12 protein-coding genes and 1 pseudogene are annotated in these 15,591 nt (G+C 42.9%); 8 read left to right on the forward strand and 5 right to left on the reverse strand.

The features are described 5' to 3' along the window. Nucleotides 1-74: 74 nt before the first annotated feature. The 3 genes from NYE50_RS21160 to NYE50_RS21170 all read left to right on the forward strand — a co-directional run bounded on the left by NYE50_RS21160 (nucleotide 75) and on the right by NYE50_RS21170 (nucleotide 5,537). Nucleotides 75-2,258, forward strand: a complete 2,184-nt coding sequence (locus tag NYE50_RS21160; RefSeq protein ID WP_025650414.1) for a peptidase domain-containing ABC transporter — start codon at nucleotides 75-77, stop codon at nucleotides 2,256-2,258. After that, nucleotides 2,255-3,724: an HlyD family efflux transporter periplasmic adaptor subunit gene (locus NYE50_RS21165; protein ID WP_174747412.1), complete on the forward strand. Its 1,470-nt coding sequence runs from the start codon at nucleotides 2,255-2,257 to the stop codon at nucleotides 3,722-3,724. The genes NYE50_RS21160 and NYE50_RS21165 overlap by 4 nt, the downstream gene beginning before the upstream one ends. A gap of 475 nt (nucleotides 3,725-4,199) precedes the next feature. Further along, entirely contained in the window at nucleotides 4,200-5,537 is a 1,338-nt protein-coding gene (locus NYE50_RS21170) for an aldehyde dehydrogenase family protein (protein WP_095352502.1), read from the forward strand. 30 nt (nucleotides 5,538-5,567) lie between these two features. Here NYE50_RS21170 and NYE50_RS21175 read toward each other — a convergent pair whose 3' ends face one another. Both NYE50_RS21175 and NYE50_RS21180 read right to left on the reverse strand, forming a co-directional pair. Beyond that, nucleotides 5,568-6,791 (reverse strand): outer membrane protein assembly factor BamB family protein, encoded by a 1,224-nt coding sequence (locus NYE50_RS21175; RefSeq protein ID WP_224988561.1) that lies wholly within the window; start codon nucleotides 6,789-6,791, stop codon nucleotides 5,568-5,570. Between the two features lie 130 nt (nucleotides 6,792-6,921). Beyond that, the gene (locus NYE50_RS21180) at nucleotides 6,922-7,341 is read right to left on the reverse strand and encodes a DUF5391 family protein (RefSeq protein WP_022554012.1); all 420 of its coding nucleotides are present in this window, start codon (nucleotides 7,339-7,341) and stop codon (nucleotides 6,922-6,924) included. A 142-nt stretch (nucleotides 7,342-7,483) separates the two neighbouring features. Here NYE50_RS21180 and NYE50_RS21185 point away from each other — a divergent pair, with 142 nt between their 5' ends. The 3 genes and pseudogenes from NYE50_RS21185 (at nucleotide 7,484) to NYE50_RS21195 (ending at nucleotide 9,551) form a co-directional block, all read left to right on the forward strand. Then, the gene (locus NYE50_RS21185) at nucleotides 7,484-7,795 is read left to right on the forward strand and encodes an ArsR/SmtB family transcription factor (RefSeq protein WP_014471266.1); all 312 of its coding nucleotides are present in this window, start codon (nucleotides 7,484-7,486) and stop codon (nucleotides 7,793-7,795) included. Between the two features lie 77 nt (nucleotides 7,796-7,872). After that, nucleotides 7,873-9,026: pseudogene (locus tag NYE50_RS21190) on the forward strand (MFS transporter). Nucleotides 9,027-9,095: 69 nt separating this feature from the next. Further along, complete coding sequence (locus NYE50_RS21195; protein ID WP_004393190.1) at nucleotides 9,096-9,551, forward strand: RDD family protein; 456 nt, start codon at nucleotides 9,096-9,098, stop codon at nucleotides 9,549-9,551. A gap of 66 nt (nucleotides 9,552-9,617) precedes the next feature. Here NYE50_RS21195 and NYE50_RS21200 read toward each other — a convergent pair whose 3' ends face one another. Further along, nucleotides 9,618-10,304 (reverse strand): VOC family protein, encoded by a 687-nt coding sequence (locus NYE50_RS21200; RefSeq protein ID WP_022554015.1) that lies wholly within the window; start codon nucleotides 10,302-10,304, stop codon nucleotides 9,618-9,620. Nucleotides 10,305-10,602: 298 nt separating this feature from the next. On the opposite strand from NYE50_RS21200, the gene ahpC reads away from it, so the two are divergent. Beyond that, on the forward strand, nucleotides 10,603-11,166 hold the full coding sequence (gene ahpC, locus NYE50_RS21205; RefSeq protein ID WP_004393188.1) for an alkyl hydroperoxide reductase subunit C: 564 nt from the start codon (nucleotides 10,603-10,605) through the stop codon (nucleotides 11,164-11,166). 13 nt (nucleotides 11,167-11,179) lie between these two features. Next, complete coding sequence (gene ahpF / locus NYE50_RS21210) at nucleotides 11,180-12,709, forward strand: alkyl hydroperoxide reductase subunit F (RefSeq protein ID WP_224988547.1); 1,530 nt, start codon at nucleotides 11,180-11,182, stop codon at nucleotides 12,707-12,709. A gap of 42 nt (nucleotides 12,710-12,751) precedes the next feature. Here the strand turns inward: ahpF and NYE50_RS21215 are convergent, their stop codons facing one another. After that, nucleotides 12,752-13,984: a Fic family protein gene (locus tag NYE50_RS21215; protein ID WP_061861691.1), complete on the reverse strand. Its 1,233-nt coding sequence runs from the start codon at nucleotides 13,982-13,984 to the stop codon at nucleotides 12,752-12,754. A gap of 139 nt (nucleotides 13,985-14,123) precedes the next feature. Continuing rightward, nucleotides 14,124-15,470 carry an amino acid permease gene (locus NYE50_RS21220; protein ID WP_224988546.1) on the reverse strand — a complete coding sequence of 449 codons (1,347 nt, stop codon included), beginning with the start codon at nucleotides 15,468-15,470 and terminating at the stop codon, nucleotides 14,124-14,126. Nucleotides 15,471-15,591 lie beyond the last annotated feature (121 nt).

Below are 15,591 nucleotides of genomic sequence, written 5' to 3' on the forward strand. Positions count from 1 at the left end.
GATATATTCATACTTATTGTATTATGATAATAATTTTTGTATAATTCAACAATTCTATAATATGGAGATTAAAAATGTTTTTTAAAAAATATCACTGTGTAAAACAAATGGATGAAAAAGATTGTGGAGCTGCTTGTTTATCAACCATTGCAAGACAATATGGTTCAAAGCTCTCTATAACTTATATCCGTGACATTGCCGGAACTGATACACAGGGAACTAGCGTTCTTGGAATGGTAAAAGCCGCTGAACAATTGGGGTTCTCTGCAAAGGCGGTGCGAGCAGAGCATGCAGCTTTCGATCAATCTATTACTCTTCCGGCAATAGCACATATTGTTATAGATCAACAATTATTGCATTATGTTGTTATACATAAAATCAGTAAAGAAAAGATAATCATTGCAGACCCCGGCAAAGGGCTTATTAAATACAAAAAAGATGATTTTTTAAAGATCTGGACAGGGATCTTAATACTTTTAACACCCACCGAAGCCTATGAAAAACAAAAAGAGATAAGGAATATAAGTTCAGATATTTTCAGGTTAATTCTTCAACAAAAATCCTTGATTATACATACATTCTTAGCATCTTTTATTATTACAATCTTCGGAATTCTGGGTACTTTTTATTTTCAAACGATTATTGATCAAATCTTGCCGAATGGGCTAAGTAATACATTACATATTCTTTCAATCGGCCTTTTAATTATGTATCTATTCAAAGTTTTCTTAATAGGATTTAGGCAATATATGATGATCCTGCTGGGTCAGAAATTAAGTATTACCATTATGTTCGGATACTTCAAACATGTACTTTCTTTACCAATGAAGTTTTTCAGCAACCGAAAAGTCGGAGAAATCATTTCGAGATTTACAGATGCTAATAAAGTAATTGATGCTGTTGTCAGTGCATCCCTTTCTATCCTGCTCGATACGATTATGCTTATTATGGTCGGTATATTTCTGTACCTGCAGAATGCTACGTTGTTTCTCATCACTTTAGCTTTCGTACCACTTTATATTCTGACAGTTTGGATCTTTATAAAGCCCTATGCAAATATAAATAACACCGAAATGGAAAACAATGCCCAGCTAACATCGAAAATTGTTGAAACGCTTAACGGCATTGAAACAGTTAAGGCTTACAATGCTGAATATATGATGACTTTTGAAACAGAAAAAAGGTTTGTGAAATACTTACGGTCAGCTTTTAAACATGGAGTTATTGATAATCTCCAGAGTTCCATAAAAATGTTTTTAGATTTAGCAAGCGGTGCATTGATACTGTGGATCGGGTCTACCCAAGTAATGAAAGGCAATCTCACCATCGGTCAGCTCATTACGTATAATGCCTTATTAACCTACTTTTTAAATCCTTTACAAAACATTATCGGCCTTCAATCCAAGTTTCAATCAGCTTCTGTCGCTTCTAAAAGACTCGGTGAAATTATAGAGCAAGATCCAGAAATCAAAGACAATGAGAAACGAATAACATCAATTTCTTCAATAACCGGCCCCATTGTTTTTAATAAAATTAATTTCCGCTACGGAACTCGAAGGCTCATCCTAAAAAATATTGCACTGCAAATTCAAAAAGGGGAAAAAGTTGCCTTTGTCGGAGAAAGCGGTTCAGGGAAATCTACTTTGACTAAGCTTTTAATGAAGTTTTATGCTGCCGAGTCAGGCGAGATTTTAATCAATGGGTATCATATAAATGATATCCACACTAACGCGTTAAGGGAAAGCATAAGCTATATACCTCAAGAATCACATTTTATACAAGGATCTATTCTTGAAAACCTTTTGCTTGGGAATTCAGGAAGTTTTACCTTTGAGGAAATTATAGAAGTTTGCAAACAAACGAAAGTACACGATTTTATTGATCATTTACCAATGAGATACGATACTCTTATAGAAGAAAACGGATCTAACTTATCTGGCGGTCAGAAGCAAAGACTGGCAATTGCAAGAGCATTATTGAGAAAACCTAACATTCTCATTATGGATGAATCCACAAGCAATCTTGATACGACTACTGAACAAGGAATATCAAAGATGATATATGATCAGACTTATAATATAACAACGATTATCATCGCTCATCGTTTAAGTACAATCATGAATTGTGACAAAATATTTGTCATGGAAAATGGAGAAATCAAAGAGTCTGGAAGTCATCATGATTTGTTAATGAAAAAAGGCAAGTACTATGAACTGTGGGAAAACCAAATACCATCAAAAGAGATGGTGACAATATGAAACGAAACTTTTTCACATTACAAGAGTTGAAAGACAGCAGAGAACTTTATGAATCAAAGCCAAAACCAATCGGTCTAATCTTTGTATATTTACTCATAGGCATATTAATATCAGCCATTGCTTTCAGTTTCTATGGCAAAAAAGAAGTCATTCTAAAAACAACGGCTGATATTCAGTACAGTAAGCCTAACAGCAATGTAACAAATGAAATAGCGGGTAAAGTAAAAACAGTTTCTTTTAAACAAGTGGATAAGGTGAAAAAGGGAGACACTTTGTTTACTCTGGACGATACCGAAATTCAAACACAAAGAAAAGCCTCTAAAGCTGATATTAATGATTTAAAAGAACAAATCGCATTAAACAAGACTCTTAAAAAGAGTATTGAAAATGACAAAAACTTATTCAGCGAGGATGATCATTGGGGTTTTCAAGATCAATACCTCTCTTATAAAAAACAAATAAACTTGTTAGAGACATCAGAAGAAACTGTAAAAACCCAGAAAGAAAAAATCGACAAACATACAAAGAATGTGAAAAATAATCTGAACAAAACCAAAAGCAAGGTTACATTAAAACTTCAAAGAATTTCTGATCTGCAAAACTCAATTAGAAGAGATAAGTCTTTTGCCAAGCAGGATGATAAATACAGCTCTTACTATAATAATTATTTGACCAGCAAGCAAAATGCAGAACAGCAGCTGGAAGATGTAGAAAAGATGAAAGATGAACTTGATAAAAGCAGTTATTCAGAGCAGAAAGAGAATCTGAACGGACAAATTGAAAGTTTAAAACAAGATATGTTAGTAAAACTAAGTGAAGAAAAAGACGAATTAAAACAATCCCTTGATGAGATTAATAGCTCAATTGAAAGTGACAATACTGACATTGATTCCAATGATTCAGAGCAAACGAATTATAGGCTTTCTATTGAACAGCTTAAAACAAACTTGCTGAATCAGACAGCCCAAAAACAAACAGACCTTCAGACCACTCTTAAAGCAAAAGAAGATGATCTGAAAATGATAGATTTACAATTAGAAAAATATAAAATAAAAGCGGCAAATGATGGCTATGTTAACGTATTGACAAATATATCCCCAGGAGACAATTTACAAGCTGGAACGTCTATTTTGACTATTATCCCTGATAAAGAGAAACTTAAAGCTAACATTTACATTCCAAGTTATGAGATCACAAATATTAATGAAAAAGATGAGGTTAAGTTCCATCTTGAAAATACAAGTCAAACCATTAAAGGCGTAATTACTAACATAAGCCGGGACAGTATTAGTAATCAAAAAGGCCAAAAGTTTTATATTGCAGAAAGCACAATAGCAAACAATGAAATCGTTAAAGATAACGGCGAAAAAATACACTTAAAAAACGGAATGCAGACTAATGTATCAATAATCGTTGATACAAAAAGATACATTGATTATTTCCTAGATGTATTGCACTTGCACTAAATTTGTTAAAAGTAGTTCTCATATGCCTCAAAGCGGAAAGAAGATTTGCTTTGAGGCATTTTTTTCAGAAATCCAAATGCTACACCTTATGATCTTCTTTGAAATCCAGCACTTGGTCATCTCGTTTGCAAAATAATTCTTCACAGCCTCCAACTGAAATGCTACACTTTTTCCGCCCGCCTATTCCTAAAACACATCTTATAAAAAGTAAAAATCCCGGATGTTAACTCCGGGCCATGTCAAAGCAATACCACTTTTACTTTTGGCGGATATCCCGCTCCCCAAGCATAACCAAGAGCGCTTGTTTGATGTCAGTTGTCACAGAATCCGGCATAAGAGACACTCCTTTCATTAGACAGATCACCGCAATTTGTACGGTAACGTATAGATGTGTTTACGCTGTCTTTGCCGCAAAAACACATCACATTATAATAGGCCCTGAAGAAACAAAAAAGCAACCAGAGGAGGAAGACCGATGGATCAGCATATAAAAGCAGACATCAAACGCGTCTTTGAGCTTCAGAAAAAAAATCAAAAAACGCTGCGTGCTTCAACAGCCGGGCAGCGCAGAGAAAAGCTTCAGCGCTTTTTAGATGCCGTCACCGCACATGAAGAAGAAATCATCGAGGCGATCAGACGGGACGTCCGCAAGCCTTATCATGAGGTGAAAAGAGCGGAAACGCAGGGAACGATCAAGGCGATTAAAGATAATATGAACAATCTCGACACCTGGATGGCGCCGAAACGCGTCGGCTCATCCGTCAGCCCCGACGCTGACGGCGTATTAATGTACGAGCCAAAAGGCCTTACCTTAATTCTCGGCCCATGGAATTATCCGTTTATGCTGACGATGGCTCCGCTTGCGGCTGCCATTGCGGCCGGCAACAGCGCGATTGTGAAGCTGTCCGATTTTACGATGGAGACGAGCCATATCGCCGCGACAGTTATTCGCGAGGCATTTCACGAAGAAGAAGTCGCCATTTTTGAAGGTGAGGTCGATGTCGCCACAGAACTGCTCGACCAGCCGTTTGACCACATTTTCTTCACCGGAAGCACGAATGTCGGTAAAATCGTCATGACGGCAGCGGCGAAGCACTTGTCGTCCGTCACGCTTGAGCTTGGCGGAAAAAGCCCGACGATCATCGACAGCGGCTATGATTTGATGGACGCGGCGAAAAAAATCGCCGTCGGCAAATTTGTCAATGCGGGGCAAACATGTATCGCTCCTGACTATCTCCTTATGAAGAAAGAAGTGCAGAGCACCTTTACAGATCTCCTGCAAACCATTGTCAATGCAGGTTTTATGGAGGATGATCATACGGTTGACCGCAACAAATTCACGCAGATTGTCAATGACCGCAACTTTAACCGTGTCAAAGCCCTGTATGATGACGCCATTGAAAAAGGGGCGAAGACGGCGTTCGGCGGCGTATTCGATGCGCATGACCGCACGATTTCTCCGACCGTGCTGACAAACGTCACGCCTGATATGAAGATCATGCAGGAAGAAATCTTCGCACCGATTCTGCCGATTATGAATTACGAAGATATCAGTGAAGCCGTTGATTACATCACTGAACGGGACAAGCCGCTTGCCTTGTATGTATTCAGCCATAATCAGGAGCTGATCGATTATGTGCTGCAGCATACGACATCCGGCAATGCTTCTATCAATGATGTCGTCGTTCATTTCACTGACGTCAACCTTCCGTTCGGCGGTGTCAATACGAGCGGGATCGGTTCATATCACGGTGTGTACGGCTTTAAAGAATTTTCTCATGAAAAAGGCGTATTTATTCAAGCCTCTAAATAAAAAAAGAATCCGCGCATGCGGATTCTTTTTTTATGATTTTTTTGGCCCGAATGCGAGCAGTTTCGTATAAGTGCCGACATAAAGCGTGCCGTCTTCAGCCAGAACCGGGGAGGAAATGACATTGCTGTCTGTTTGATAGCGCCATTTTTCATTACCGTCAGCGTCAACCGCATAGACATTTTTATCGTCAGAACCGAAGTACACATTGCCATCCGCATCAATCAGCGGCGCCGTTCTCACAGGCCCGTCCGTATAGAAAGACCAGTTCATATTACCGGTTTTGCTGATGGAAAACAGCTCGCCGCTTCCGGAACCGATATACACATTGCCGTTATGGTCGATCGCTAATGAAGAGCTGGAGAAACCGTTTAACGGGAACGTCCACTTTACAGCACCCGTTGATGTATAGGCATATAAGTTGCCGTCCTGGTTTCCGGCGTAAACGGTGCCGTCTCTATCTATAACCGGATAACCTTTAAACCCGTTGGACGTCGTTTTTGACCATTTCACTTGGCCCGTTCCGGAATTGATCGCGTAAAAGATATTATTGTACGTTGCCGTATACAGAGTGCCGTTTGATGCTAACACGGGAGCGGAGCCGACCACGCCGTTTGTTTTAAACTTCCACTTTTGCGTCCATGTCGAAGGCGACGTCGGTTTAATCGCATAGATATAGTTATCCAGCGTCGACACATACAGCGTGCCGTCAGAGCCGATAGCCGCATCGGAACTAGGCGCTCCGCTCAGCGGAACCGATGTTAAAATGTTTCCGGTTTCTTTGTCGATGAAATATAGTTTTTTATCGTGAGAAGGAAGATAAATGACACCGTTTGTTCCGAGCACCGGAGTCAGCGTATAGGTCGTCCCGAGGTTTTCCGTCACCCATTTCACAGTACCGTCCGGATGATACGCCGTCAGCTTCCCGTCTTTTGATTGAATAAATACGGTGCCGTCCCCGTCAACCGCGGCTCCCGCACCGTTTTGAGGGGTGGCCGGAACATTCTTTTCCCATTTTAATGCGCCATCGGCAGTGCTTGTAAACCGGCTTTCTCTTGACCAGTTGAACATCGTCGGAGACATCGCCTGCGCGTCATACCGTCCCGCCAAGAAACCGGATGCCGCATGATTTTGTTTAAATACCGTTTCCGCAGCTTGAGCAGCCGCCGGATGCAGCCATTTTGCCCCCGGCAGATCAGAAACCGCTCCCACAGATAAAGCCGCAGCAACCGCAGCGCCGGCCGCCAATGTTTTCATTCGCAATGAAGCTGTCTTTTTTTTCAATGTCAGTTCCTCCCGTTTCTATTAAAAGCTGCTATATCACTTTGATCATACCATAATTAACCTATGAAATATTTGTATTTTCGGCAGATTTATAGAACAAATGTCACATAGCCTGCTGATGCTTCGGGGATGATCGAAACGCGGCAATATACCACACCACATTGACGATAAAAGCCGCGCCTGACCAAACGAGAAGGCCGTAATAAAGAGACAGCTCCTGCCCTAAGGAAATTGCGGTCAATAACGTCACCAACAAGACAGCCGCGCAAATGATAAGCCCGATTCCGCAAAAAACGGCCATGATGATTTTCATGACACGAATACCGAGAATATACAAAATGAGCGGGACCGCATATATAACAAAGATCTGGCCGACGGCGGCCCACATGCCCGCGGAATTAAAACGATTCGCGTTCGGCCCCGTTTCCGCAAGCGGAGAAAGCGAGACGAGGACCGGCAATAAACAAAACAGCAGAGCGGAAAGCAAGGTCACCGCAACCGTACCTTTTTTCTTTTGATTCATGTGAATATCCTCCTGACAATAACCCGGCTTTTTTACCGGTAATCTGATAATATGTTATATTTTAGCACGATTTTTACTTAATTTGAGAATGTTTTGTCAAAAACGAATTTACAAATCCAGAAAAATAGATATAATAAACGTTATGGAACCGATATTGATTCATAAAGCGTTATCTAACAAAACACGAAGTGATATTATGACGTGGCTTAAACACCCGGAGGACCATTTTGATGAAAAACCTTACCTTGAGCAGGGACTCAGTTTCCGCACCGGAATTTGCGTCGGTGATATTCAGGCAAAGTCGGGGCTTGCGCAGTCCGTCATCTCCAGCTACCTGCTGACCATGCAAAAAGCCGGCCTGCTGGAATCCGAACGAATCGGAAAATGGACCTATTACAGAAGGAATGAAAAACAAATTAAAGCCTTTGCTGACTATGTTCAGCACCAGCTATAACCATGAAAGGAGGTTTTTTTTGTTCTAACATATCTATTTTTCTGTATATGTAGTTATAAAAGGAGGCATACATAACAATGAAAAAAAGCAGCTCCATCTTCATTCTGTTTTTGGCATTAGGGGTTTTCGGAATTATCACGACTGAAATGGGCATTATCGGCGTTCTTCCGCAAGTGGCGGACAGATTTCATATTTCTGCTTCAAATGCGGGGTGGCTTGTCAGCATTTTCGCGTTCATCGTCGCTGTGTCGGGACCGTTTTTGACCTTGCTTGCTTCAGGTATAAACCGGAAAGTCATTCTGCTTTTGGCGGTGCTGATGTTTGCCTTTTCAAATGCGGTCTACGCGTATACGGCGCATTTCAGTGTCATGCTGGCGTTTCGGATCATTCCGGCTTTATGCCACCCGGTGTTCTTTTCTGTAGCGCTTGCGACCGCGGCCCGGCTTGTCCCCGCCGGCCAATCCGGAAAAGCCGTAACGAAAGTCTTTTCAGGCATCACCGCCGGCTTTGCGTTCGGCGTGCCTTTCACGTCTTATCTGGCGGATCGTCTATCCCTTGAAGCCGCCTTCTTATTCGGCGCTATCATCAGTCTCATCGCATTCACGGGCATTCTTCTCTTTTTGCCATCCATGCCGGTCACAGAAAAATATCTTTCAGAAGTCAGCTCGGCATCCTTCGCAAACCGGCTTTGTGGCTCAATATCGCTGCCGTCACCTGTCTCTTTGCGGCCATGTTTTCTGTCTACAGCTATTTTGCGGAGTACCTCGGACGGGTGTCCCATATGGTCAGCTTCATGCTGATGAGCTTCGGAGTGATTATGATAGCCGGGAATTTCGTCTTCGGCGCTTTGTTATATAAAAATATGAAAAAGACCGTCATCCTGTTTCCGCTTCTTTATACAGCCGCCTACTTGCTCATATACGGGTTTGGAACGTCTTTCGCGCCGATGGTCGTTCTCGTCTTCGTATGGGGCGCCGTTCATTCCGGCGGTCTCATTGTCAGCCAGACATGGCTTACTGCGGAAGCAAAGGAGGCGCCCGAATTCGGCAACAGCCTGTTTGTCTCTTTTTCCAACCTCGGCATCACCATCGGAACGGCGGCGGGCGGCTGGTTTATTTCACATTGGGGAATCCATCAGCTGATGTGGTGCGGCATCATGTTTGCCCTTCTGGCTTTCGGGATGATCATGGGACGCTTGGCATGGGGAAAGAGGCTGCTCGCAGAAGCTTAAGCTCCGTTGCAAAATCCGGAATGATTACGTATAATATTCCAGATTAAAGAAAGGGAGAGAAAAAGATACATGGAAAGACCGGCAGGATTTTGGATTCGGTTTCTGGCTTACGTCATTGATCAAATCATCATAGGAATTCCGATTTTTATCATTCAATTTATGGTCTCTTTTTTATTTGCGGCAGGCGTTGCGGCGGCTGACCCCTTCATGACCGAAAATCAGTTTAACATCTCTTTTCTGGTGTTCGGCGTCATCCCGATTCTTGTGAGCTCTTTTGTGATCAGTATCTTATATTTCAGCCTGCTCACGGCCTCAAAGATGCAGGGGACACTGGGAAAAGCATTGCTAGGCCTTAAGGTCGTCAATGAAGATGGCGGACGCATTTCCATCGGCCAGGCCTTCGGACGCGCTTTCGCATATATCATATCTAAGCTCATTCTTTATATCGGATTCATCATGGGTGCCTTCGGAGAGAAAAAAACGCTGCACGACATCATGTGCAGCACCCGTGTTGTCTATAAATAATGACCTCAAGTCCGGGCCTTTTGAGTCCGGGCCTTTTGAGTCCGGGCCTTTTGAGCCCGGGCTTTTTTATGACGGCTGTGCCCGCCTGATGTCAATGCCGCCCTTTCCGTCAGCCTCAATGCGGATCGTTCCGTTCACAATAACAGACAGCGGATGAAACTCCGCATGCTGATCAGAAAAAATCCAGCGGCGGCCGCTCGGCCCTAAAAGCAAAAACGCCCCATCATTGTAATCACCCATAAAATGAAACCCGTTTTCACTAAGAGGCGCATGCTTTCTCACCGGAATGCCGAAACGCTGCAGCTCCCTCCCGGTTGATACGACCTCGGCAGCCGTCAGATTCACCTCACCGATGTTCAGAACGGACTCAATCGAAAAACGTTCCGCGCTTGGCGGCGATGTGCCTCTCGCGATGAATTCCGCCAGATTGTTGGACGGATCTTTAAAATAAAAGGAACGCGCCTGAATATGGGAGAAATACACCTCATCCTCCCCATCTTCCGTTTGAAAAACGACTTTATCCTTTATCCACGCCTTCGCCTCATCAAAACGATTATTCGGAATGTTAAACGCAAAATGATACGTCGGTTGAGAGTGAGAATCGGCACGCCTGAATTCCAACTCACTTTCTCCCGCCTTGATGGTAAACGAATCACCGGACTCATCAATTAAAGGAAAACCTAACACCCGTTCATAGAAGTGTTTCGTCTCCTCCAACGCACAACTGTACAAAGTAATGTTATTTATTTGCATGATCATACCCCCTTTGGTTTATACTGCCATATAGAAGGGTTGATTCCTACTGTTTCGATTCACCAATTGAGAATCCCCCTTTCGCCCGGCGCTAAACATGACAAACAGCGCCAAACCGCTTATACCAGGCGTTTTTAAACGTCTAAAGCAAAAAAAGCAGAAAATAATACCCCATATAGCTTGACAAAAAATAAATGTTATTTAATAATCTATATATAATTAGAATTATTATTGAAAGATAAAGTGAATGCTTTGTCTTTTTAATATATTTCAAATCACATTTCAGGAGGAAGATATTATGTCTTTAATCGGAAAAGAAGTACTGCCATTCGAAGCAAAAGCTTTCAAAAACGGTGAATTCATCGATGTAACAAACGAAGATTTGAAAGGTCAATGGAGCGTTTTCTGCTTCTACCCAGCGGATTTCTCTTTCGTTTGCCCGACTGAACTTGAAGATCTTCAAGGACAATACGCTGCACTGAAAGAATTAGGTGTTGAAGTATACTCTGTTTCTACAGATACTCACTTCGTACACAAAGGCTGGCATGACAGCTCTGAAAAAATCGGCAAAATCACTTACGCAATGATCGGTGACCCATCTCAAACGATCTCCCGCAACTTCGACGTTCTTGACGAAGAAACTGGTCTTGCTGACCGCGGAACATTCATCATCGATCCTGATGGCGTCATCCAAACAGTTGAAATCAATGCAGGCGGTATCGGCCGTGACGCAAGCAACCTTGTAAACAAAGTAAAAGCAGCTCAATACGTTCGTCAAAACCCAGGTGAAGTCTGCCCGGCTAAATGGGAAGAAGGCGGCGAAACACTTACACCTAGCCTTGATTTGGTAGGTAAAATCTAAGGAGTGCATTCCATTGGTACTTGACGCAAATATCAAAGCACAATTAAATCAATACATGCAGCTAATTGAGAACGACATTGTTCTCAAAGTAAGCGCCGGTGACGATGACACTTCTAAGGACATGCTGGCTCTCGTTGACGAGCTGGCTTCCATGTCATCTAAAATTTCAGTTGAAAAAACTGAATTAAACAGAACACCGAGTTTCAGCGTTAATCGTACCGGAGAAGACACAGGCGTTACATTCGCCGGTGTTCCTCTCGGCCACGAATTTACATCATTAGTGCTGGCATTGCTTCAAGTCAGCGGCAGAGCGCCTAAGGCTGATCAAAAGGTCATTGACCAGATTAAGAACATCAGCGGAGAATACCGCTTTGAGTCTTATATCAGCCTGACGTGCCACAACTGCCCTGATGTCGTCCAAGCATTAAACATGATGAGCGTGCTCAACCCGAATATCACACATACAATGATTGACGGCGCGGCATTCAAAGAAGAAGTAGAAAGCAAAAACATTATGGCTGTTCCGACTGTTTTCTTAAACGGTGAATCTTTCGGAAGCGGCCGTATGACCATCGAAGAGATTCTCGCGAAAATGGGCAGCGGCGCAGATGCGTCTGAGTTTGCCGACAAAGAGCCATTTGACGTTCTTGTTGTCGGCGGCGGACCTGCCGGCGCAAGCGCGGCGATCTACACGGCGCGTAAAGGCATCCGCACCGGTGTCGTCGCTGAACGCTTCGGCGGCCAGGTACTCGACACCATGAGCATCGAGAACTTCATCAGCGTCAAAGCGACTGAAGGACCGAAGCTCGCTGCAAGCCTTGAAGAGCACGTGAAAGATTATGATATTGACGTCATGAACCTTCAGCGCGCGAAACGCCTTGAGAAAAAAGACCTCTTCGAACTTGAACTCGAAAACGGCGCTGTACTGAAAAGTAAAACAGTGATCCTTTCAACAGGTGCCCGCTGGCGCAATGTCAACGTACCTGGTGAGCAAGAGTTCAAAAACAAAGGTGTTGCATACTGCCCGCACTGTGACGGACCATTGTTTGAAGGCAAGGACGTAGCGGTTATCGGCGGCGGAAACTCCGGAATCGAAGCGGCGATTGACCTTGCAGGTATCGTCAATCACGTGACTGTGCTGGAATTCGCGCCTGAACTGAAAGCAGACGAAGTCCTGCAAAAACGTCTTTACAGCCTGACAAACGTCACTGTGCACAAAAATGCACAAACGAAAGAAATCACAGGCGACCAAAACGTAAACGGCATTACGTTCGTTGACCGTGAAACAGGCGAAGAAAAACACGTTGAACTCCAAGGTGTATTCGTCCAAATCGGTCTCGTGCCTAATACAGAATGGTTAGACGAAACTGTCGAACGCAACCGCATCGGCGAAATCATCGTCGATAAGAGCGGCGCGACAAGCGTTCCCGGCCTATTTGCCGCAGGGGACTGCACAGACGGCCCGTACAACCAAATCATTATCTCCATGGGATCAGGTGCAACTGCCGCTTTAGGCGCATTTGATTATTTGATCCGGAATTAATGTGAAAGCCGCCATTCATATGGCGGCTTTTTTAAATATGAATTAAGAAGGCAGTATCTCCTCTAAACAATCCTCGCTGATTTTATAAGATTTTGGCCTTCTGCTTACCAGCTCAACAAATCCTTGCTGTTCTAAATAATCCATTACTCTGTTAATTTTATGTCTCGATTTATTTGAGAGCTCCATTAAATCTTGCACCGACAGCGTAACCTGATCATTTACAAATACATTAATCGTGATAATGATATTAAAAATATCTCGTTCATCCTTATAATCAGCCCATTGATCGCTATCAATATAGTTCCTAATTCGTTTCAGTTTCATTAAATTAAATTCAAGATCCTCAATAATCCCTTTTTGACCTGACAGAAGCAATTCCAGCATATCCATTAAATAAAAAGTCAGCTCTCCCCGGTTTAAAGGTGCGGGAATTTCCTCTAATGCCTTATAATACTTATCTTTGTTCTTATTAACTGCGTAAGAAAAAGTGATGGCTGAATATTTTTCTAAGTATCGGGACAAATAACTCCCAACGATAAGGCGTCCTGTTCTTCCATTGCCGTCATAAAAAGGGTGAATGTATTCATAGTAGTAATGAGCTGTCATGTAACGATACAGCTGGGGATGTGTTTCATCATGAAGATAAGCAATTAAAGCCTCAAGCGCTTCTGTTATCTTCTGTTCAGAATTAACACCGATATGGGTGGTCATGTTCCCATCGTCCACTTCAACATAGCCTTTTCTGAATAGCTCACCATCCGGCGCATCTTCTGCTCCGATTTCATCTGCGACCAGCTCGTCATATAATTCCCTAAAGTCATGAATGCTTGTAAACGACGGAATTCGGTCTATAAATTGATATGTTTTCATCAATCCGACAAACCGCTTATGTGAGGGCTCAGATTGTTCTAACGCTTTAAGAGCCTCTTTCAATTCTTTTTTTGTACTGCGGATTCCTTCAATTTCATTATTACTCTGTGCTTCATTAATAATTAATTTATCAAAATAAGGTTTGACGGCAAATTCGGGGAGCTGACTGATAAGGGATGAAATTTTGGAACTGTTTAACAACACTTCATTATTCAGCTTCATGAGTTTATGTGTATTCACATAGAATAACTCAAATGAATCGCCCGTGGGTCGGCCTTTTCGGAACCCCCGTATGTTTAATGATGTTGAATAACTGCCATAGCTGCTTGTTCTCTTTTTACATTCTTTCTCATATGAATCAGCATCCATTTTATAAAAAAGCTTAGATAACTTCTCATACTTCATATTACCACCTCGCTTAATTTAAAATTATACACTTTTTTAAATTATACAATCATTATAGCCTGATTCCTAACAAATATTCTCGCTTTCCAATCAAAACAAAAAACGGCGTACTGCATGGCAGTACACCGTCTGAAGCAATTCAATCTGTCTTTCTCCCTCTCGCCCAATAGATAAGAAATAATCCAATAAACCACAGCGGCGTCAGCAGCAAAGCCGGGCGCGTTGCATCCGCAAACAGCATAATCACCAGAATGACGGCAAACAGCGCCAGCACGGCGTAATTGATAAACGGCGCAAACGGCGCCTTGAAAGACGAGCTTGCATGTAAGTCCGGACGGGTTTTCCTGTATCTGATATGACAGACCAGAATCACGCCCCACACCCAAATGAAACAAATCGCGCTGATGGTGGTCACGATGCCAAAGGCTGCTTCCGGTATCAATTTGCTTAAAAGAGCGCCAGCTGACAGCACAATAACCGATATCCATAATGCGCGGCTCGGCACATGATTTTTATTCAGCTTCGCAAAACTTGCCGGCGCTTGTTTCGTTTTGCTTAAGTTATACAAAATCCGGCTTGTTGAAAACATCCCGCTGTTACAAGCAGAAGCGGCAGACGTTAATACGACAAAATTAATGATTCCCGCGGCTAACGGGATGCCGACCAGACTGAAGGTCTTTACAAAAGGACTTTCCGCCGCATTCAGCTGCATCCACGGATTAATACATAAAAGAATGAGCAATGCTCCGACGTAGAAAAATAAAATCCGCAATGGAATTTTATTGATAGCGGATGGAATATTTTTTTTCGGATTTGACGTTTCCGCCGCCGACACACCCACTAATTCCACACCGACATAGGCGAAGATCACCATCTGGAACGAAAGCAAAAAGCCTGAAAATCCGTTCGGAAACAAGCCGCCGTGCTCCCACAGATTCGCGACTGAAACCGTTCCGGTATGCGTTTTGAACCCAATCACCAGCAGAACCACACCGATGACAATTAACGCGAGAATCGTGACTACCTTAATTAAGGCGAACCAAAACTCCAATTCTCCAAAAATCTTAACCGTTAACAGATTAAGCCCTAATAAAATGAGCAAACAGATAAGCGCCGGAATCCACTGCGGAATATCAAACCAATATTTCACATACACACCGACGGCGATCACATCCGCCATAGCCGTCATAATCCAGCAAAACCAGTAGGTCCAGCCGGTGACAAACGCTGCACGCGGCCCTAAATACGCCTCGGCAATATCCGTTAATGATTGGTAGCCCGCTTTAGATAACAGCAGTTCTCCCAGCGCCCGCATGACGAAAAAAAGCGCAATACCTACAATAAAATACGCAAAGATGATAGAAGGACCCGCCAGCTGAATCGCCTTACCGGACCCTAAAAACAATCCGGTGCCGATCGTGCCGCCAATGGCGATCAGCTGCACGTGCCGATTCGATAAGTCCCTCTTTAGCTCTCGCTGCTCCACATCTGACTCCTCCTTACCTCTCTAGTGAACGACGAGCAAAAAAAACCAATAAAAAAAGAGATTGGATGCCCTCCAATCTCATGGTCATAAGAATATCAAATTATATCTGCGCCGCTGACAA

The organism is Bacillus sp. EU55 (assembly GCF_038005925.1).
Lineage (GTDB): Bacteria > Bacillota > Bacilli > Bacillales > Bacillaceae > Bacillus > Bacillus velezensis.

Excerpts from the sequence above, each read along its gene's own strand:
- NYE50_RS21160 (WP_025650414.1), top strand. The coding sequence starts at position 75 with ATGTTTTTTAAAAAATATCACTGTGTAAAACAAATGGATGAAAAAGAT.
- NYE50_RS21165 (WP_174747412.1), top strand. The coding sequence starts at position 2,255 with ATGAAACGAAACTTTTTCACATTACAAGAGTTGAAAGACAGCAGAGAA.
- NYE50_RS21170 (WP_095352502.1), top strand. The coding sequence starts at position 4,200 with ATGGATCAGCATATAAAAGCAGACATCAAACGCGTCTTTGAGCTTCAG.
- NYE50_RS21175 (WP_224988561.1), bottom strand. The coding sequence starts at position 6,791 with ATGAAAACATTGGCGGCCGGCGCTGCGGTTGCTGCGGCTTTATCTGTG.
- NYE50_RS21180 (WP_022554012.1), bottom strand. The coding sequence starts at position 7,341 with ATGAATCAAAAGAAAAAAGGTACGGTTGCGGTGACCTTGCTTTCCGCT.
- NYE50_RS21185 (WP_014471266.1), top strand. The coding sequence starts at position 7,484 with ATGGAACCGATATTGATTCATAAAGCGTTATCTAACAAAACACGAAGT.
- NYE50_RS21195 (WP_004393190.1), top strand. The coding sequence starts at position 9,096 with ATGGAAAGACCGGCAGGATTTTGGATTCGGTTTCTGGCTTACGTCATT.
- NYE50_RS21200 (WP_022554015.1), bottom strand. The coding sequence starts at position 10,304 with ATGCAAATAAATAACATTACTTTGTACAGTTGTGCGTTGGAGGAGACG.
- ahpC (WP_004393188.1), top strand. The coding sequence starts at position 10,603 with ATGTCTTTAATCGGAAAAGAAGTACTGCCATTCGAAGCAAAAGCTTTC.
- NYE50_RS21215 (WP_061861691.1), bottom strand. The coding sequence starts at position 13,984 with ATGAAGTATGAGAAGTTATCTAAGCTTTTTTATAAAATGGATGCTGAT.